Origin of the sequence: Actinorhabdospora filicis, from assembly GCF_030269765.1 — a bacterium.
Taxonomy (GTDB): Bacteria; Actinomycetota; Actinomycetes; order Mycobacteriales; family Micromonosporaceae; genus Actinorhabdospora; species Actinorhabdospora filicis.
Genome location: NZ_BSTX01000001.1, coordinates 2,082,511 through 2,101,915 on the forward strand (window position 1 = coordinate 2,082,511; position 19,405 = coordinate 2,101,915).

At 71.4% G+C, this 19,405-nt stretch carries 19 protein-coding genes; 11 read left to right on the top strand and 8 right to left on the bottom strand.

Annotated features, from left to right (window positions below):
• Positions 1-27: 27 nt before the first annotated feature.
• From QSK10_RS09755 to QSK10_RS09780, 6 genes are all read right to left on the bottom strand, one after another.
• On the bottom strand, positions 28-609 hold the full coding sequence (locus tag QSK10_RS09755) for a hypothetical protein (protein WP_285662302.1): 582 nt from the start codon (positions 607-609) through the stop codon (positions 28-30).
• Positions 606-1,253: a hypothetical protein gene (locus tag QSK10_RS09760; protein ID WP_285662303.1), complete on the bottom strand. Its 648-nt coding sequence runs from the start codon at positions 1,251-1,253 to the stop codon at positions 606-608. Before QSK10_RS09760 ends, QSK10_RS09755 begins: the two co-directional genes overlap by 4 nt.
• A gap of 115 nt (positions 1,254-1,368) precedes the next feature.
• Positions 1,369-2,172 (bottom strand): ABC transporter permease family protein, encoded by an 804-nt coding sequence (locus QSK10_RS09765; RefSeq protein WP_285662304.1) that lies wholly within the window; start codon positions 2,170-2,172, stop codon positions 1,369-1,371.
• A gap of 107 nt (positions 2,173-2,279) precedes the next feature.
• Positions 2,280-2,510 carry a hypothetical protein gene (locus QSK10_RS09770; RefSeq protein WP_285662305.1) on the bottom strand — a complete coding sequence of 77 codons (231 nt, stop codon included), beginning with the start codon at positions 2,508-2,510 and terminating at the stop codon, positions 2,280-2,282.
• 84 nt (positions 2,511-2,594) lie between these two features.
• Positions 2,595-3,545 carry a hypothetical protein gene (locus tag QSK10_RS09775; RefSeq protein ID WP_285662306.1) on the bottom strand — a complete coding sequence of 317 codons (951 nt, stop codon included), beginning with the start codon at positions 3,543-3,545 and terminating at the stop codon, positions 2,595-2,597.
• 252 nt (positions 3,546-3,797) lie between these two features.
• Complete coding sequence (locus tag QSK10_RS09780) at positions 3,798-4,526, bottom strand: hypothetical protein (protein ID WP_285662307.1); 729 nt, start codon at positions 4,524-4,526, stop codon at positions 3,798-3,800.
• Positions 4,527-4,763: 237 nt separating this feature from the next.
• On the opposite strand from QSK10_RS09780, the gene QSK10_RS09785 reads away from it, so the two are divergent.
• The 6 genes from QSK10_RS09785 (at position 4,764) to QSK10_RS09810 (ending at position 12,189) form a co-directional block, all read left to right on the top strand.
• Positions 4,764-5,042 (top strand): hypothetical protein, encoded by a 279-nt coding sequence (locus QSK10_RS09785; RefSeq protein WP_285662308.1) that lies wholly within the window; start codon positions 4,764-4,766, stop codon positions 5,040-5,042.
• An 88-nt stretch (positions 5,043-5,130) separates the two neighbouring features.
• A complete protein-coding gene (locus QSK10_RS09790; protein WP_285662309.1) occupies positions 5,131-5,493 on the top strand; it encodes a hypothetical protein in 363 nt (120 codons plus the stop codon).
• A 41-nt stretch (positions 5,494-5,534) separates the two neighbouring features.
• Positions 5,535-8,741: an ATP-binding protein gene (locus tag QSK10_RS09795; RefSeq protein ID WP_432705321.1), complete on the top strand. Its 3,207-nt coding sequence runs from the start codon at positions 5,535-5,537 to the stop codon at positions 8,739-8,741.
• Positions 8,725-10,512, top strand: a complete 1,788-nt coding sequence (locus QSK10_RS09800) for an MFS transporter (RefSeq protein ID WP_285662311.1) — start codon at positions 8,725-8,727, stop codon at positions 10,510-10,512. Before QSK10_RS09795 ends, QSK10_RS09800 begins: the two co-directional genes overlap by 17 nt.
• A 28-nt stretch (positions 10,513-10,540) precedes the next feature.
• On the top strand, positions 10,541-11,077 hold the full coding sequence (locus tag QSK10_RS09805; RefSeq protein WP_285662312.1) for a hypothetical protein: 537 nt from the start codon (positions 10,541-10,543) through the stop codon (positions 11,075-11,077).
• Positions 11,077-12,189: a M23 family metallopeptidase gene (locus tag QSK10_RS09810; RefSeq protein WP_285662313.1), complete on the top strand. Its 1,113-nt coding sequence runs from the start codon at positions 11,077-11,079 to the stop codon at positions 12,187-12,189. The genes QSK10_RS09805 and QSK10_RS09810 overlap by 1 nt, the downstream gene beginning before the upstream one ends.
• 28 nt (positions 12,190-12,217) lie before the next feature.
• Here QSK10_RS09810 and QSK10_RS09815 read toward each other — a convergent pair whose 3' ends face one another.
• Positions 12,218-12,919 (bottom strand): hypothetical protein, encoded by a 702-nt coding sequence (locus QSK10_RS09815; RefSeq protein WP_285662314.1) that lies wholly within the window; start codon positions 12,917-12,919, stop codon positions 12,218-12,220.
• Positions 12,920-13,264: 345 nt separating this feature from the next.
• Between QSK10_RS09815 and QSK10_RS09820 the strand changes: the two genes are divergently transcribed.
• The 3 genes from QSK10_RS09820 (at position 13,265) to QSK10_RS09830 (ending at position 15,748) form a co-directional block, all read left to right on the top strand.
• Entirely contained in the window at positions 13,265-13,954 is a 690-nt protein-coding gene (locus QSK10_RS09820) for a dienelactone hydrolase family protein (protein ID WP_285662315.1), read from the top strand.
• Between the two features lie 73 nt (positions 13,955-14,027).
• The gene (locus QSK10_RS09825; RefSeq protein WP_285662316.1) at positions 14,028-14,876 is read left to right on the top strand and encodes an alpha/beta hydrolase; all 849 of its coding nucleotides are present in this window, start codon (positions 14,028-14,030) and stop codon (positions 14,874-14,876) included.
• Positions 14,877-15,172: 296 nt separating this feature from the next.
• Positions 15,173-15,748, top strand: coding sequence for a hypothetical protein (locus QSK10_RS09830; protein ID WP_285662317.1), 576 nt, complete (start codon positions 15,173-15,175; stop codon positions 15,746-15,748).
• Here QSK10_RS09830 and QSK10_RS09835 read toward each other — a convergent pair whose 3' ends face one another.
• A complete protein-coding gene (locus QSK10_RS09835; protein WP_285662318.1) occupies positions 15,749-16,288 on the bottom strand; it encodes an Rv0361 family membrane protein in 540 nt (179 codons plus the stop codon).
• 296 nt (positions 16,289-16,584) lie between these two features.
• Here QSK10_RS09835 and QSK10_RS09840 point away from each other — a divergent pair, with 296 nt between their 5' ends.
• Positions 16,585-17,073: a hypothetical protein gene (locus QSK10_RS09840; protein ID WP_285662319.1), complete on the top strand. Its 489-nt coding sequence runs from the start codon at positions 16,585-16,587 to the stop codon at positions 17,071-17,073.
• Positions 17,074-17,524: 451 nt separating this feature from the next.
• Positions 17,525-19,357, top strand: coding sequence for a hypothetical protein (locus QSK10_RS09845; protein ID WP_285662320.1), 1,833 nt, complete (start codon positions 17,525-17,527; stop codon positions 19,355-19,357).
• The last annotated feature ends 48 nt before the right edge of the window (positions 19,358-19,405 follow it).

Genomic DNA, 19,405 nt, shown 5'->3' on the forward strand with positions numbered 1-19,405 from the left:
TTCCCGGAACTGTACGGAGTGCCCGCATCAGCCCCAGGGCACGCCGTAACCACCGGCGACCGGCGGGCGCCTCGTGAAGTGGTCCACCGACGGCGGCAGCATCAGCAGGAACCCGGCGACCACGGCGACCAGCCCGGTCACGCAGTCCTGCACCAGCCAGTACGTCTCGAACCAGCCGGGCGCCGAGGCCAGCACGAAGGCGGAGTCGCCGTCGTGCCCGGCGTTCTCGGCGGCCAGCGACAGCAGCGCCACCGGCAGCCCGCCGTCGTCCGAGACGCGGTTGATCACCACCACGACGACGAGCGCGAGGACCAACCCGAACGCGCCGTACCAGCCCGCCGCGTTGCCGCGGGTCATGGCCAGCGCGCACAGCACGAACCCGCCCGCGGCGGCCAGGCACGCCAGGCCCAGCGCGGCCAGCGCCGCCCAGGCGATGAACGTCCCGCCGCCCTCCGCCCCGGCCATGCGATCGGGGTAGGAGGCGAAGGCGGCGGTGGACACCGCGGTCCACACCGCGGTCAGCGCGGCGGCGGCGAACAGCAGAGCGGCCGCGATCCGCGCCACCAGGGGCGCCGGACCACGGCCGCGCGGCACGGCGAAACCGCTCACGACTTGGTCGTGCCGGGGTCGTAGGGCAGGTAGACCGGCTGCTGCGGGAACTTCGGCACCGGCCGGAAGTACTCGTTGGCCTTGGGCAGCGCCAGCAGCACGATGATGCCGACGTACATCAGCAGCGCGATCCCGTTGACGGCCGCGCCGTAGGCGTCGTACCACTCGGGCATCAGCTTCTGGATGTCGACGTTCTGCGCCCACTTGTAGTCGTCGGTGCCGTTGTTCAGGTTCAGCGACTGCGAGGTGGTCAGGCCACTGGCCAGCACGGCGATGCCGTCGCACAGGACGGCGATGCCGGCCAGCACCCACACGGTGATGCGGACGCCGTTGACGCCCTTCATCGTCCAGATGCCCAGCAGCGCCACCACGCCGGGCCAGATGAGGCCGCAGAAGCCGACGGCGCCCATGGTGAACACGACGACGGTGGCGAAGTCCTGCGCCTGGCTCTGGCTGGGCGCCCCGGCGTCCATGAGGGCGCTGGTGAGGTCATCGGTGATGGACTTGCCGATGATGAAGGTGGCCACGGCGGTGACCAGGGCGAAGGCCGCGACCCCGAACTGGAGGAAACCGGCGGCCGAGACGACGCCCGGGCGCGGGGGCTTGGGGGGCTGAGGCATGGGCGCGTACATCGGGGCGGACACGCGGACACCTTTCGTGGGCGGAGGTGTTTGGCGGGGTCGATCTTGCTCTGTGGAACCGAAAGGCGGCGCTTCGCAGTGGAAGCGCCGCCTAGTGAAGTTACGGGTTCCGGCGCGGTTACGCCAGGCCGTGCTGCTTGGCCGTGCGCATGGCCGCGAACCAGGACTTGGACGCGTTGCCCGCCAGCATCACGATGACCGTGATGGCGATGCCCAGGCTCAGCAGCGAGGAGATCACCGAGACCGGCACGTACCAGCCGGGGACGAGGTAGTCGGCGGCGTCGGAGCCCAGCGCGGAGTAGGTGGCGGCCGCGCCCAGGGCGCCGATGATGCCGAAGACGCCGCAGACGGCGTAGAGGCCGTAGACGACGAAGGCGGTGATCCGCAGGCCGTTGATGCCGCGGAGCAGGCCGATGGCGATGGCGGTGAACAGCAGCGTGATGATCAGGTAGAAGATCGCGCTGGGGACCACCGTGGTGCCCGCGCTGATGGTGGCGCACGAGCCGTAGGTGTCGCTGAGGCCCTGCGAGACGAGGTAGTCCTCGCAGCGTCCTTCGGCGCCCAGGGCGTAGACCAGGCCGATGATGCCGCCGATCAGGGCGAGCACGACGCTGCCCATGGTGAGCATGGCGGCCGTGGTGACCGACTGGGGGCGCTCACCGGGCGGCTGGGGCTGACCGTAGCCCTGCTGCGGGACGGCGTAGCCGGGCTGCTGGTAGGCGGGCTGGCCGTAGGCGGGCTGCTGCTGGCCGTACGGGTCGGGCTGACCGTAGGGGGCCGGGGACTGCGGCTGCCCGTAGGGGGCACCGGAGCTCGGCTGGCCGTAAGGCACACCCGTGACGGGCTGCTGGCCGTAGGGATCGGGTTGCTGACCGTACGGGTTCGGCTGCCCGCCGTACGGCTGCTGCGGTGGATACGTCATTGCGGAAGGGTCCTCTTTCCGTACGGTCGGTCGAGTGGCCACCATACCGAAGCCGTGCGACAAGGGCACTCGTCCGCGCGCATCGCTACGCGAGTGCTACCCCCTTGTTACCTGGGCTCAATGCGCTCGTTGAGCGCGGCGCCCAGCAGGCCGTACTGCTCTTCCACGGCGGCGCGCAGCCACCCCGGATCGACCGCGGTTCCGGAGGGGCGGATGTCGGGGCGCACGCGATCGTAGGCGATGTCGCGCAGCAGGTCGGCCACCTCGCCCAGCAGGTCCGGCGACAGCCCGTCCGCGGCGGTGGATGAAGGTGGCAGGGCGCGGGTGCTGTCTTCCATGCCGACGTCACTCTCCTTCGGCCCCGTGGACCACCTCGGCGTCACACCAGTATGACTCCTCGGACACGCCCCGTCGACCTTCGCTCAGGCCGAATCCAGATGTGAGCGCACGAATCGGGCCAGCCGCTCCATCAGTGCCCGGTCGGCGGCCACTTCGGCGCCCTTGGCGCCCAGCAGCGAGGGCAGGACCTCCCGCAGCGCGGCGGTGACCGTCGCGCCCCGGCGCACCCGCGTCCGCGTCTCGGCCAGCATCCGGTCGGCGTAGCCGAGGACGAGCCCGGCGTCGGGCGGGTCGATGGGCGGGCGGCGGTCCGACTTCGACGGGCCCTCGTCCAGGCTCAGGGTGTCGATGCGGCGGCGGCGTCCCAGCGGGCGCTCGACGTAGGCGTCGTACCAGAGCATCTTCTCGCCCTGCACGGTCACCTGGCCGCCGTGGCGGCGCATGTGGCCCAGGACGACGGCGATGTCGTCGTGGAGGGCCGACAGGCGCCCGGCGCCCAGCTGCGGGGCCCCGGTGATGCGGGCCTTCTCCGCCAGCCACTTGGCGTAGGGCCACAGGTCGGGCGGGAGCGAACCGGCGTAGCCGACGTAGTCCAGGATCAGCCGCGCCAGGCGGCGCTCCCACTCGTCGGCGCACGCGCCGTATATCCGCGCCACGACACCGCGCGGGTCGGTCCGCGCCAGCGCCCCGGCCTCCACACGCATCGCGCGGAACCGGTCGCGCATCAGGCACTCGGCGACCCGGAAGGCCCAGCCGTCGGGGTCGGCGATCAGCGCACTGCGGACGGCGTAGCGGCGGCAGGTCAGGCACAGGATCTCCCCGTGCTCGCTGACGCAGTCGTCGCAGGACGGATCGGCGCGGTCCCCCACCGGGTCCTCCGGCGAGTAGGGCGCCGCTTTGGTCGGGCACCACCAGTCGGCGCCCTGTGTGCGATGCAGCGCGTGCCTGAGCGGCGCGGTGGCGTGCCAGACTACGCGCGCGAACTGCGGATACCAGGCCTGGTGGGCCCGGTCCGAGGCGTCCCGATCGGACATCGCGTCCTCCCTCGGGGAAAAGGGGTAGGGGAGGCGTGGGCTGCGCTGCCCTGGCGATGAATGAGCCGTGGTGGCGGCCCCCCACCGCGTGGGGTCGTCCGGGTAGCCTGCCGGAGCCGCTCGGATCCCCCGTGATGCGTCCCGCCTGAACGTGCGTTAATGGCGAGAACTCCAGCATGCCCCAGAAGCGCTGAACAGTCCACAGTGGGCACCGAGGAATCCTCTACATTAAGCACTCCGTTCAGTGGGACCTCAGTCCAGCGGCCACACCTGGATCTCGATCGAGCCGGTCAGGCTCAGCGGGCGTCGTACCTCCCCCAGCCCCGCCAGGGTGAAGTCCTCCAGCCGCACCAGGCGCCGCCCGCGACCCGCGTCGAGCTCGACGACCAGCAGGAACACCCCGTCGGCGTCCTTGTAGACCCAGCCCGGCTCGGCGTCGGCCGGCACCGAGAGGTCCGGTTCGTCCCCTGCTCCGTACCCGTCCGGCGACGTATTGTGGACGCCGTCGCCGATCAATGGCGCACTACTGGCGCGGGAGGCGGGAACAGTGGCAGGCTGGGAGAGTGGCGCGCTGTCACTCCGCGCGGCGATCGCGGGAAGGCCCACCGGTTCGGCACGAGGTGCGATCGCCACGTACGCGGGAGATGGTGTAGAGATGAGGGCTTTAAGCTCCACCTGGGAGGCGAGCCGGGCCGCCACGACGACCGACAGCCCCGCCGCCAGCGCGCCCGCCGCTACCACCGCCGCCGTCCACAGCCAACCGTCCGCCGGGGACAGTGAGGCCGCCAGGCCGCCCGCCGCCCCGAGCGCGGCCGCCCCCACCGCGATGCCCGCCACCGCCGGTCCCCGTCCGACCCTTGGCGCACGCGCCGAGGGCCACTTCGCCGCCGCCCGGGCGACCCCGAGCTGGACGGCCGACAGTCCCGTCAGGACGATGCCGACCACGACCAGCGTGCCGGCCAGGATCACCGTCCGTGCCATCAGCGCACCTCCTCGGTTTCCGAGGCTATGCGATCGGCGGCGATCCCGCCGCTGCGAAACTCCCGAGCGGCCCCGATGCTCCACTCACGACACCTGGGCCACGTACAGTCCGATATACGACAGAGCGGTGATTGTGGAGCGTTTCGCCATGCGCAATGAAACCCAAGGTCACGCTCGACCACCATATTGTGAGGTTCACGTGTTGGAGAACCCGAGTCGAGAAGGAGGCGCGGACCGATGCTGAGGACGCAACTGCTGCACGAGATCGGCCCCCTGCTCGCGGGGTCGGCCGCGGAGATCGACACCAAGGGGGTCATCGACTTCTTTCTCAGCAAGATCGCCCCGATCTTGCTGGCCGTGCTCGGGCTGATCTTCATCGGCCGGGCCAACAAGGGCGAGATCTCGCGCGTGATGACCTCGTCGGCGATCGCGATCGTCGGCCTGGCGTTCATCGCGGGCGCGGTCACCCTGGTCCTCTTCGGCGGCAGCCTGGTGAACCTCTTCTTCACCGAGTAGCCCCGGATGGGCGAGACGAGCACGGCGGGGACACTCGCGGTCAAGGGAAGGGCCGCGGGGTCTTGAAGGACGACGGCAGGAGACGGCTTTGAGGCTACGCACCGACGATGACATCTATCGTGCGCGGCTGCTCTACCTGGGCCCGCCCGGGTACACGCTGCCCATCCACCTGCCGTACGCCCAGTACGGCGTGTTCGCCGCCTGCCTGGCCCTCTACATGTTCCTGTACTGGGTCTTCTTCCAGGACGTGAACCTGTTTCCGGCCTGGGAGATCGCCCTGGCGATGGTGACCACCTCGCTGATCTTCCGCAACGTCGACCCCGACCGGCCCGCGCGCGCCGTCCTGCGCACCGTGGTCACCGACTGGCGCTCGACGCGGGAGCCGAATGAAGAACAGCGCGACCACCGGCTGGTGGCGCGCGCGGTGCGCATCCGTGAGGTCGTCCGGTGAGTGAAGACAAGTCCGAGTCGCCAGCTCCGAAGGCGGAGCCGATCGCGGTCTTCCGCGCCCGGAACGCGCGCAAGCAGCCCCCTCCGCCGCCGGGCGCGGTGACGCCTCCCCCGCCGCCGCGCGAGCGCCGTCCCGACTGGCCCACCGAGCCGCTGCCGCCGCTGGACACCGCCATCGCCGACGCGGTCTTCGGGCCGCGCGAGCCGATCGCGCCGGAGGCCCCGTACTCGCCGCCGCAGACGCCCCCGCCGCCCGCGCGGACGGTCCCGCAGCCCCCGCCGCGTCCGGAGACGCAGGCGCAGGCCCCCGTGCGTCCCGTGCCGCCGCCGGCGCGTCCGGCCGCTCCCCCGGTCCGGCAGCAGCCGCCGGTGGCGCCGCCGCGCCCGCCGGTGCTGAACCCGCCGCCGCCCGGCCCGCTGACCGATCCCTTCGCGCAGGCCGCGCCCACGCCGCCGCCTCCCCCGGTGGCCGACCGGCTGCCGGTGCCCGTCGACTACGACCCGCGCCTGCGGACCTCGCCGCCCGGCACCCGCCAGCCCGAGCCGCGCACCCGGCCCGGCAAGGAGCTGTCGCCCAAGGAGCAGCGCAAGGCCGAGAAGCGCGCCCAGCTGCACAAGCAGCCCAAGCCGCCGCGCTTCAAGGACCGCGGCGCCACCCAGGAGCTCTCGCTCACCGAGATCGCCGGGCACCTCACGTTCACCCCGGTCGCGGTCACCGCCTGGTACCGCCTGCCGGAGGTGCGGTGGGCGTTCCGGCCCGACGCCGAGCGCGAATCGCTCATCTCCGCCATCGCCGAGCAGTACTCGGGCATGGCCGGGTTCCGGCTGCACCTGCGGCGCACCACGCGGCCCTTCCCCGCCGCCGACTGGGCGCGCACCGTCGACCAGAACACCCCGCGCCCGCTGCCGCCGGCCCCCGGCGCCACCAGCTGGGCCGACCACCTGGTCGCCGCGCAGCAGCACCTGCACGAGCTCAGCCACGCCGAGGGGCAGACCTACCTCGGCATCAGCTTCACCCGCCGGACCCTGTCCGACACCGTCTTCGAGCGCTTCAACCGGCTGCGCGGGCGCGGCACCGTCGACGCCGAACGGCGCCGCCTGGACCGCATGACCGAGCAGTTCGACGAGGTCCTGGGCGCCTACGGCGTCCGCGGCCGCCGCTGCACCCCGCAAGAGCTGGAGTGGCTGATCTACCGCTCTGTCGCGCTGGGCGCGTCCCCGCCGGAGGAGATGTCGCCCGGCGGCTCGCTGTGGGCGCCCGGCGACCTGCTGGCCCTCACCGAGCAGATCGAGCGCTACCGCACGCCCTACGGCTCCACCGTCAAGCTCGTCAACCGCCTCACCGGCGAGGAGACGCACACCGCGATCCTCACCGTGGGGCGCATGGAGGAGCTGGAGATCCCCGAGCGGCACGAGCCGTGGCTGCATTTCCACGAGCGGCTGCCCTGGCCGATGGAGATCTCCTCCCGCGTCGACGTGCTCGGGCCCGGCGAGGCCTTCCGCAACCTGGAGCACCGGCTGCGGATGATCCGCTCCCAGCAGCACGACTACGACGAGCACGCCATGGACGCCCCGCCGGAGCTGGAACGCCTGGCACAGCGCGCCCTGGGCGTCGGCGACGAGATGACCACCGGCCTGCCCACCGACGCCTCCCGCGTCCACGGCTGGCACCGCATCGCCGTCTCGGCGCCCTCCCGCGACGAGTGCCTGGAGCGCGCGCGGCGGCTCATCAAGATGTACAGCCGCGAGATGCGCATCGCCCTCCAGCACCCCAAGAACCAGGACTGGCTGGCGCGCGAGTTCATCCCCGGCGAGCCCATCGCCAACACCGGCTACGTCCGGCGCATGCCCGTGCGGCTGTTCGCCGCGGCCCTGCCGCAGGCCGCCTCCACCGTCGGCGACCGGCGCGGCGACCTCATCGGGCGCACCTCCGGCACCTGCCGGCGGCCGGTGTTCCTGGACATGCACTTCCCGATGGAGGTCCGCGAGCGCTCCGGGCTGGCCGTCTTCGTCGCCGAACCCGGCGGCGGCAAGTCGACGCTGCTGGGCGCCCTGGGCTACCTGGCGGCGCGGCGCGGCGTCCAGGTCACGCTGCTGGACCCGTCCGGCCCGCTCGCACGGCTCTGCGAGATGCCCGAGCTCAAGCCCTACGCGCGCGTCATCAACCTCACCGGCCAGCAGTCGGGCACCCTGGCGCCCTACGCGCTGATCCCCACGCCCCGCCGCGAGCACTGGGGCGAGGGACCGGCCGCCGACCGGGACTTCGAGATCGCCGTCCAGAACGCGCGCGCCGAGCGGCGCATGCTCGTCCAGGACATCTGCTCGATGCTGGTGCCGCCGCAGGTCGCCCGCGAGGCGTCCACGGCCCGCCTGCTGCGCCACGCCGCCCGCGCGGTGCCCGCCGAAGAGGGCAGCACCCTCGAAGACATCGTCGACGTCCTCCAGGACGAGGGCGACGAGGGCGCCGAACTGGCCGCGCTGCTGCTGGACACCGCCGAGATGCCCCTCGCGATGCTCTTCTTCGGGACCCCGCCGCCCGACACCCTCGGCGACGAGGCCGCCCTCACCGTGATCACCATGGCCGGGCTGCGGCTGCCCGACCTGAAGATCGAGCGCGAGTACTGGTCGGCCGAGGAGGCCCTGGCCCTGCCGATGCTGCACACCGCGCACCGGCTCGCCGTCCGCCGCTGCTACGGCGGCGACATCAACCGCCGCAAGCTCGTCGGCCTCGACGAGGCCCACTTCATGGAGGGCTGGCGCTCCGGCCGGTCCTTCCTCGTCCGGCTCGCGCGCGACTCCCGCAAATGGAACCTCGCCGCGCTGGTCGCCTCCCAGAACCCCAAGGACATCCTCGGCCTCGACGTCCAGAACCTGGTCTCGACGGTCTTCGTGGGCCGCATCGCCGAGGACGCCGAGATCGCGCAGGAAGCCCTCCGCCTGCTGCGCGTCCCGACCGATGTCGGATACGAGCAGACCCTTGCCGCGCTGTCCCAAGTGGACGCATCATCGGCGGAAAGGCTGCCGTACCGGGAGTTCATCATGCGCGACGTGGACGGGCGGGTCCAGCGGATCCGGGCCGACATCTCCTACGCCGCGCGCCTGCTGGAGTTCCTGAACACCACCCCCGGCGCGCCCGCTCCGGTGGCGGGACCGGTGGTACGGATGAGAGCAGAGTCCTTGAGCGAGAGGGATTCCCTCGACGAGGGGGAGTCCACCATGGAGGGTGGGGGAGATGTGGCGCGTCGGTAGGGGGAAGGCCGCCGCGGCGGCCCTGGCACTGGGCATCGCCGCGCTGGCGGTGCTGTTCGTGCCGGGCAGCGCGGGGGCCGAGGGGGAAGAGGACGTCAAGGATCCCAGTGGCGTCTGCACCCTCGGGCAGTGGCAGAAGGACTCCGCCAAGTGCATCGAGGGGCTTCCCGACGTCCCCAAGGACGCGTGCAAGGAAGTCCCAGCGCCGAGTTCGCCCGACTCCGGCCTGGCCGGGTGGTTCGCCAAGGACCCGGCCGTCTCCGACGACCCGCACGCCGGCGTCTACAGCCTCTACGGCTACGCCGGATACCAGTCGCGGCTCTATGACGTGGGCTGCCTGGGCGGCACGCCCGTGGACAGCTATACCGGCGCCAACGCCCTCGCCGGCGGCGAGTTCATGATCGCCACCGGCATCACCGGCGCGTCCAACGCCCTGCGTGAGTGGGCGTGGCAGCCCGCCGACGCGTGGGGCTGGTCGGACGGCCTGGTCAAGACGGCCACGCAGGCCGTCTACGAGAAGGTCTTCTCCATCTTCGGCATCATCACCGTCGGCGTGGTGGGGCTCTACCTGATCTGGCGTTCGCGGCAGGCGGAGATGTCCTCGGCGATGACCACGGTCGGGTGGGCGCTGTTCATCCTGATCCTGGTCACCGCGGTGGCGAAGTGGCCGACGGAGTCGGCGCAGGTCGCCGACAGCGCCATGACGACCGCGCTGACCACGGTGAACAACGCCGTCGGCCCGCCCAGCGGGTGCGACGGCCAGCCGCAGCCGTGTGAGGACAAGCGCCCGGCGGCGGTGCGGGCGTCCGACACCGTGACCGAGAATCTGCTGTACCGCAACTGGCTGCGGTCCACCCTCGGGTCGGCCGACAATGAGGCGGCCAAGTTCTACGGCAGGGCGCTCTACCAGTCCACGGCCTTCAGCTGGACCGAGATGGAGGCCGCGCGCAAGGACCCCGCCGAGCGCACGCGCCTGGTGGAGGTCAAGGCGCAGCAGTGGCGCAAGCTGGCCGGGCAGATCCAGCGGTCCTATCCGGAGTCCTACGAGAACCTTCAGGGCATCCGCAGCTGGGAACGCGTCGGCGCCGGGTTCCTGGCGATCCTGTCGGCGCTGCTGTTCGCGCTCTTCGACATCACCGCCAGCATCCTGATCATCCTGGGCTTCCTGCTGATCCGGTGGGCGATCATCGCCTTGCCGATCATCGGCACGATCGCCATCCTCAAGCCCGCCGGCGGCGGCTTCAAGCGGCTGATCAACATCGTGCTGTCGGCCGTCATCAACGTGATCATCTTCGGGGTCGCGGCGGCGGTGTACCTGTTCGCCGTGGACCAGATCCTCTCCAGCAAGCTCGCCCCGTGGTTGCAGGTGCTGCTCATCGCGCTCACCGGCGCGGCGGCGTGGATGCTGTTGCGGCCCTACCGGCGGATGCTCGCCCTCGGCGGGGGCGGGTCGATGCGGGACTCCTTCTGGGGCGCCAGCAAGAAGGAGAAGGAGGAGAAGGTCAAGATCGTGGAGCGCGGTGCGCGCGGCTCGGGCGGAACATCGGGCGAGGAACGCCCGGAGACCCGTTCCGAGGAGCTCACCCGCGTCATGGACGACGCCGGTTCCGACCGGCCGGAGGTCCGCCGCGATCCGGCGCCCGCGGCCCGATCCGGGTCCGCTCCGGGCATGAGCGTGTACCGTCCGGGCGGACGGCGCACCGGCTCGACCGTGACAGCGTACGAGCCGTCGGAGAGCCCCCGGGTGTTCTCCTCCTCGCGGCCCGACTGATGCGTCCCTTGTAGAGGGTTGGGAGCCCATGCGCCGGTTCACCCGCCTGCTGTTCAGCAGGTACGGCCTCGTCGGGGCGATCGTCCTGCTCATCGTCGTGGTGCTGACGATCAGCCGCCTGCTGAGCGGGACGGCCGAGGACGGCGTGGCCGGCACGCAGTCCGACGCGAGCCGCTCGACGGGCTCGCACACCCCCGATGACGGGGTGGTGCGCTCTAGCGGATTGCCGACAGCCGAGCCCGCGCCGTCCCTGTCGCCCGGCGCGCAGGACATACTGGACGTCGCCGGGGACTTCGCGGCGAAGTGGGCCCGGCCGGGCGAGGACGCCGCGAAATGGCACGCCGACCTGCGTCCCCTCTCCACCGAGGCGCTCACCACCGAGCTGACCGACGTCCCGCCGGAGGCCGTCCCAACCGACCGGCTGCTCGGTGAACCGGTTCTCTCAATGCGCCAGGGCGAACTGGCACAGGTGACAGTCAGCGCGGTGGGTGGCACACTGCGATTGGGGCTGACCATCGTCAATGGACACTGGCTGGTGAGCTCCGTGGACTGGGAGCGTGGCTGATGCCCACCGGCGTGGTGCGCGGACGAGGGCGGCTCATCGCGGTGATCGCGGGAGTGACCGCCCTGCTCCTGTGCTGCTCCGGGACGGTCGCCTACACCTTCTTCGCCAGCCAGCCCAAGGCGCCGGGCATGAACCTGGTGGGCTGCGGGACGACGCAGGCCCTCAACCTCGACGGCGAGCTGCCCTCGGTGGGCAACCTCAATGACGAGCAGCGCTACAACGCCGCCGTGATCATCAAGGTCGGGCAGGAGCGCGAGATCGCGCCGCGCGGCTGGGTGATCGCGGTGGCCACCGCGATGCAGGAGTCGACCCTGCACAACTACGGCGACCTCGGCTCGGCCAACGACCACGACTCGCTGGGCCTGTTCCAGCAGCGCCCGTCGATGGGCTGGGGCACCCCCGCGCAGATCATGGACCCGGCCTACGCGGCGGGCCGCTTCTACGGGAAGCTGGAGAAGATCGCCGAGTGGGAGCGGCTGCCGCTGACGGTGGCCGCCCAGCGCGTCCAGGTCTCGGCCTTCCCCGACGCCTACGCCAAGTGGGAGCCGCTGGCCACCGACGTGGTCAACGCCCTCACCGACGGCGCCGCCCGCGCCGCCCTCGGCGCCGCGCCGGGCACTTGCGCCAACGCCGGCCAGATCTCGGCCTCCGGCTGGACCACCCCGGTCGAGGAGGGCATCGTCTCCGGCTTCCGCACCGCCGACCGGCCCACCCACGACGGCGTGGACCTCGGCGCCCCGCGCGGCACGATCATCCACGCCGCCTCCTCGGGCGTGGTGTCCCTGGTGCTGTGCAACGCGTCCCTGGGCGGCGTGCCGTACTCCTGCGACGCCGACGGCTCCCCCGCCGTCATGGGCTGCGGCTGGTACGTGGAGATCACCCACGCCGCCGGGGTCATCACCCGCTACTGCCACATGGTGCAGAAGCCGCCGGTCATCGTCGGCCAGAAGGTCACCGCCGGGCAGCCGATCGGGATCTCCGGCACCTCCGGCAACTCCTCGGGCCCGCACCTGCACTTCGAGGTGCACCTGAACAACGACCCCAACTCCTCCGGCGCGATCGACCCGAGCGTCTTCATGCAGCAGCGAGGGGCCCCGCTCGGGGGCTCGTGAGGCGCTCACGAGCCCTTCCGGGAGCGGGCTAGTCGTTGTCGCGGCGGGAGCGGGCGGCGCGGCCGAGCGCGAGACCGGTGGTGATCAGCGTGAGGGCCCCGGCGACCAGCCAGACGAGGGTGCGTCCGGCGGCCGTGCCGGTGACCGGGAGCGGGGGCGTGGTGCTCGTGGTCGGCGCGGGCGGGCGCGTGGTCGGCGCCGGGGGCGAGGTCGGAGGCGGCGGCTTCACGATCTTGAGCTCGTCCTTGGGACCGGGGCCGGAGTTGTCCCACATGAGCTTGGCGGTGCCCCCGGCCGGCGCGTCGGCGGCCACGGTCACCGGCATCACGAGCTTGTAGTAGACGCGGACGCCGCCGGTCTCCGGCTTCTCCTTGACCTTCGGCAGATCCACATTGCAGTAGTCCTGCTGAGTCGAGGGAATGTTGGTGCACCCGGAGAGTTTCAGCCAGGACGGAAACGGGTCACCATCGGGGCCGCTGATGAGCGAGGCGAAATAGGTGGGATCAATGTTCCCGGTGGTCACCAACAGATCGGTGGTGAGCTCCAGTGTGGTCCTTCCACCGGCGCGCACGGTGGTTGGCTTGAAATACAGCGCGAGGTGCTGGGGCGGATCCCCGTAGATGATCGAGTCGGCGAGCGCCGGTGCCGGGAAGAGCCCGGCGGCGGCACCGGCGGCCGCGGTCACCAGCGTCAATGTGGTCAGGCGACGAACGGCAGGGCTGTGCGCCATTGTCGAACACCCTTTGAAAGAAGGCTCGGGAGAGCTGCTCGGAGTCCGGATGGAGAATCCGGCGATCAATGGGCCGACACTAACAGGACGAACGGAACATGATCACCGGACGTCGGCGTTTCCGCATGTCACGGCCGCGTTCATGAAAGCCTCTCCGGAATCGCCGGGCGACGGTTCCACCCACCGTTTCCGAATGCCGCACCGGAATCGAATGGGGCCGTTATCGCCCGACGCGCGTCCCTCCACAGTGCACGGCGAGTCTTCGGCGTGGCCCAGAACACGGTGCCGTCCGGACCCGATGGCAGTACAAAGAACCGTCGCCACCGAGTCCGGGAGGAAACCGCGATGTTCAGCCGCCGCACCCGACAGCCCGAACTGTCCCCGCTCCTGGGCGCGCCCGAGCCGCGCGCGGTCGTCCTGGTACTGCCGGGCGGCTCGGTGAAGTCCCACGGGCGTCCACTGTCCATCGTGGAGTGGAGCATGCGGGACCTGGCCAAGCGCGTGGCCGGTGAGGGCGCCGGCCAGGGGGTGGCCGTGCATCTGCTCCGCTACCGCTTCCGGGGCTGGAACGGCGAGGACGCCGACACCGCGGCCGACGCGCGCTGGGCGCTGGCCGAGATCGCCCGCCGGTACGGCGACGTGCCGGTGGCGCTCGTGGGGAACTCGCTGGGCGGCCGGGCCGCCTTCGCGGTGGCGGGCCACCCGTCGGTCGTGGCGGTGGCCGGTGTCGCGCCCTGGCTCCCCGAGGGCGAGCCCGTCGCGCAGGTCGCCGGGCGCCGGATCCTCATCCTGCACGGGGACGCCGACCGCAGCACCGCCTCGGCGGCGCTGTCCCTCGCCTACGCCGAACGCGCCCGCGAGGTGACCCCGGAGGTCCATCGCCTGGAGGTCCCCGGCGACGGGCACTTCCTGCTCCGGCACGCCAAGGACTGCTGGGCGGCCACCGCCGAGTTCGTGCTCGCCGCGCTCGGCTCCGCCGAGACGCCCGCTCGGCTGGCCGCCGCCGACCTGCGGACGCCGCTGCCGGTGGGCTGAGGGCGTCACCGTCCGTCCACATCGGAACGCAAATCGGTTGCGGGCCGATGGTCCGCTCCCTACCTTCACGCGCATGACCCAGGTGCCCTACCGTCCGCTCCCGGTCGACATGAGCGACGTCCGCTACGCCCACGGGCCCGATTCCTCGCCGCGCGAGGGCGTCCCGGCGGGCGAGACGACGTCCTTCGAGTGGCGCGACAGCGCGGTCTATCCCGGCACCTCCCGCACGGTCTGGATCCACGTCCCCGCCGGGTACGACCCGGCCGAGCCCGCTTCGGTGACGCTGTTCCAGGACGGCTGGTGGTACCTCGATCCCGAGGGCGACCTGCGCGGCGGGATCGTGCTGGACAACCTCGTCCACAGTGGGCAGATTCCGTACACGATCGGCGTGTTCGTGGACCCCGGCCTCTTCGAGGGCGCCGCCGAGCCGAAGAACCGCAACGCCGAGTACGACGCCTTCGACGACCGCTACGCCACCTTCCTGCTGACCGAGATCCTCCCCGAGGTCGCCCGCCGCCACCCGATCACCGACGATCCCGACCGCGTGGCCGTCTGCGGCGGCAGCAGCGGCGGCAACTGCGCCTTCACCGCCGCCTGGCTGCGGCCCGACCGCTTCCGGCGCGTCATCGCCTTCAACTCCAGCTTCGCCCAGATGCCCGAGGGCAACCCCTATCCGGAGCTGCTCGCCACGACGCCGCCCAAGCCGCTGCGGGTCTTCCTCCAGGCCGCCCACCGCGACCTCGGCTGGAACGAGCCGGAATGGAACTGGCTGGCCGAGAACCTCAAGGTCGCCGCCGCGCTCGCCCTCGCCGGTTACGACTTCCGGCTCGCGCTCGGCGACAACGGCCACAACACCGGTTTCTGCGGGGCGATCCTGCCCGACGCGCTGCGCTGGGTCTGGCGTCGGGAGCCCTCCGCCTGAGAGGATCAAAGCGCCCGGCGCGACTGTTTTCGGCCGCGCACAGTGGAGCGAAACCGAAAGCGCGGACGCAGTTGAACCATGCAGCTGCCACTTTCCCGCCACGGCGCGCATTTGCAGAACCGGAACCGCCTTGATCCACGGGAAATCCACATCGCGAAAGATTCCAGGTCAGCGGCACCTCACCGAGCGGATGACGACTCAGTGAATGCACGAACGACGGCCGCCAACCATATGGTTGACGTATCCTGCCCGGCTGGGGCATCTGTCACTGTTCGTGGTCATGCGAGGATTGTCGGGTGCACGACGAGAAGTTCACCGTCCGATCCCCGATCCCGCTGGTGCCGACACCGGCGGTATCGGTCGACGAGCTGCGCGGCGAACGGGTGATCGTCGGCAGTCCCGGTTCGGGCTGGCGCTACGACCTGCGGGCCGATGACAAGGTTCACCGCGGCGACCAGGTGTACGTGCCGATCCTGACCGAGGCCGACTTCTACCGAGCCGAGGAGGAGGGCGTGGAGGTCTTCGCGCCCCTCGTCCCCATCGAACGGGTCTGGATCGAACAGCCCGGCTTCCCCGAGAACAAGATCATCCACGACATCGGGACGGTCCTCGACCGCCTCGTCCGGCTGGAGACCCCGCCGATCCGCCGCCCCATGCCCGCCAGCGAGGTCGCCGGCCTCAACGGCCGCCGCCTGGCCCAGTCGGTGCCCGACGGCGAGCGGCGCGGCCTGCGCGCGGCCAGCGAACCCTACGAGGACCGCGGCGACATCTGCCTGCGGGTGTGCGAGGAGGACGCCTGGTACCGCTGGTCGCGCACCGGGGAGACACCCCGCACGGAGAAGGTGGAGATCCACCTGCTGTGGGTGGAGTGATCAGGACGGCGTGGGAGTCGGCCAGCTCGCGGGCTCCCGCGTCATGCCGCAGATGCGCCAGCCGTCCCGTTTCTCCAGCGTGAACACGAACGCGGCCGTCGGCACGTACTTGTCGGCCACGTAGACCACCTTCGCCGACACCGTCGCCACGTCACCGCTCACGCTCTGCGGCTCGACCTGCTCCACCCGGGTGCCGATCGTGCCGATCCGCGCTTCGAGGGCGTCGCGCTCCTGCCGCAGGGCCGCCGCGCTGGGAGCTCCCGGAGTGTCGCACTGGAAGGCGACCGCGAGGTTGAAGTCGCCACGGCCGTAAGCCTCGTCCAGGAAGGAGCGGACGGCGTCCTGCGGGCGCTCATTGGTCGGCTGCGGGCCCGACGGGTCCTGTAGCGCGGGGACCTGCATGACCACCCACCCCAGCCCCGCCAGCACGATCCACACCAGCAGCCAGCCCCCCGCGAGCGTCCCCACCCGCCGCCAGTCGCGCGGCGGATCGGCGTAGGGGTCGCCGGGGTCCACGATGCGGGTCTCGGTGGCCGTCACCCGCCAATCCTCCCCCACCCACCCCGGTGGCGCGCAACCCGACACGGGGCCTTTGTGGACGCGCCGCCGCGCTCCACGTTCATGGGAGGCGGGACGTCCGGCCCGTGGCGGCGACGAATCCCCGCATCGGGGACGACGGAACGAAGATCACCGATCACTCACGCCTGTTTTCCGGTACACGACGTGCGGTCGAGTACACGAGCGCGCGAGCATCGACGTTTGCCAACATCCGTTGGCCCGCTCCGTCGCACAGGATGTCCGTTGGCGCCGCGCTCCGCTGTCCTACTGTGACGCTCATGCAGTACACCGTCGACGTCCGCCTCCGCCAACCGGCGGGGACGCCACCCCTCGACGCCCCGCAGCAGCACGGTGTGGCCCGTATCCTGCATCCACCGTTGCGGCGTTACCTCGACCGCGAGTACCTCCTGCTGGTCGAGCGCTCGCCCGCTCCGCCGATGCTGCGGGTGCGGCCGCACCCGAACGGCGTGCACCTGACGATGCACATCCATGCCACCTCGCGCGCCGAGGCCGAGGACCGCGCCTACGCCATCGCCACCCTCGCGGTGGCCGAGGGGATGCTGCTGGTGGACTGGCACATCACCTCCAGCCGGGTGCAGCCCCGGCAGACCCGCTCCTGGCACTGTCCGACGCCCCGGTTACCGGCGTCGGTGGTGCCGGGGGTGAATTGGGGTCGCGCTGTGGAATTGTGGCCGGACGCCTGCGAGGTTACCGAGCGCCCGCCGGCCGGGGGTCATTACCGGAAGCCGGCGTCTTTCGCCATCTGAAGGCGCAGACCCGACACTCGCCCGGGTGGGCGCACCCGCGCCAGAATATGCGGTACTGACCCGCTTGGATCCGATATATCTGACGGCTATCCGACAGTTCTCGGAGGCCGTCTCATCGTTTCCGGGGACCGGTCCGCCGCGCGGGTAACGCCCGAACGCCCGTCCGTGCCCTACTCACCGCCCGCGAGCGGGCGCTGATCGGTCCACAATGGACCGAACTGTCGCATTCACTGTCCCGCGACGATCGCCCGAACCTGTTCACTCGGTCGCGACGGGGCCACGCATCGTGCGATTCGGGCCCGCCGGAAGGCCCTGAAATGACGCGGCGAGATCACAAGATCGTCACGGCCGGGGGCATCGCGGCAGCTCGGAAGGGGCGAGGGGGTCAAACCTGAAGAACACGGCCCATCGCGGGCGATCGATGTCTCTGGCGCCGGTTACGGTATGGGACATGCGTTACCCGGTGGAGGTGCGGCTCTCCCAGCCAGAAGACCGCCCTCGCATGGACTCCCTGCAGCAGGTCGGCGCCGAATCACTCCTGCGCCTGAACCTGTGGCAGCTCATGTCCACCGAGGGCCTGACGCACAAGGGAACAGAGCGAGAGCTGGCCATCACCGACCTGCACGTGTGCACCAAACCCGCCGGCGCCCACCTGATCCTGCCGCTGGACGTCGACGGGCTCGACCGCGCCGAGCAGCTCGCCGACGCGATGGTCCGTCACACCCTGGAGGCCTCGGTCCTGCTGGCCGAGTGGAGCGTCGCGCACTGCGGCGTGAAGCTCGACGACGTGTTCCTGGCCCAGACCGGGGACGCCGACGGCGCCGACTGCACCACCAGCCCCCTCAGCGTCGAGCCGCCCGCGCCCGAGCGCCCCCGCACGCCTCCCGACGTGCTGCGGGATCGCCTGCTGATCAAGGCCTCGCGCCCCTCGCCCTTCACCCTGGCCGACTTCGGCCTCGGCGGGGGACGGGTGACGGAGTCCACCGCCCGGCTGGCCGCCGGGATGCTGCACGACACCGCGTACAGGGCGACCCGGCATGCCCTGCGCGACAACCGCTCGGTGCACCTGAGCCGCCTGGCCGACGTGGGCGCCATGGGCGTCCTCGGCCTGCTCCCGGAGCCCTACCGGCCCCGCTACGACGCCTCCTTCGCCAACTGGATGCTGGTCACCGTCATCGACGTGGCCGGGCGCCTCGGGCGACCCACCTGGACGCCCCCGGCCAACCTCGCCGAGGCCCTGGCGCTGCACCTGATGATCGCCACCGCCGAGCGGCGCGTGATCCACGAGAAGCTGCTCACCCGCGAGCAGATCGAGCCCGCCTACGCCGCCCTGCGCGAGACCGTCTTCGCCGGCGACGACCACCTGCGGCTCTACGAGTCGGCCGGCGACCGCGGCCTCGACCCGGTCTTCGAGCACATGGACGTCGCGCCCGGTGGCCTGGTCGGCTGGTTCGTCCCCGGCCCCGCCGGTCACCCCTACTTCATCGAGCAGCTCAGCTATCGCGCCACCGTCTTCGACGACATCGAGGACGCCGACGACGGCGAGGCCGCCCGGCTGCTGTCGGCCGAGCTGGGCCTGGACGCCGAGAACCTGTTCACCGTCATCGATCTGGCCGCCGTCGGCATCGTCGAGGGCACCTGGCAGTCGACCACGCCCGCGATCGCGCCCGAGGTGCCGATCAGCAAGGGCGACCTGTGGCGCGTCCTGTGCTACCACCGGCATGCCGCGCAGCGCTGGCTGCGCGACTGGTGCGCGCGGCTGGACCTGGACGAGCGCTCCACGGTGGCCGACCTGGCCGCCCGCTATGACGGCGATCTGCGCGATCCCCTCCAGGCCTTCGGCGGCTGGCTCACCGACCGCACCCGCACGCTCCCCAGTGGACACACCGTCGGCGAGCTGGCGGGCGGTTCGCACGGGGTCTTCTGCGACGTCGTCGCGCACAACCTCTCCACGATCGCCCGCCTCAACCGCGAGGGCGGTGTCCGGCACGGCCTGCTGGTGGCGGCCACTCGGGGCGGGCTGCTGGCCCGCAACCGCTTCGGCACGCCGGGCTGGTCGTCCACAGTGGACCTGGTGGCGCCGATGCTGACCGAACCGAACCACCCCGACTGGGGACCGCACGCCGCCGTGCACGGCGGTATCGCCGCGCTGCTCCCGGCCTACGCCGAGGACGAGTTCGACACGGTCCGCGACATGCTGCGGGCCAATCCGTGGCATGTGGACTCCGCCACCGCCGACTGCGTCGTGACCGCGTTGCTCACCAAGCTCACCGCCTCGCACTGAGCAGCGCGTTTCCGTTGCGTGCCAACGGAAAGCCCGCACTGTTCGGCG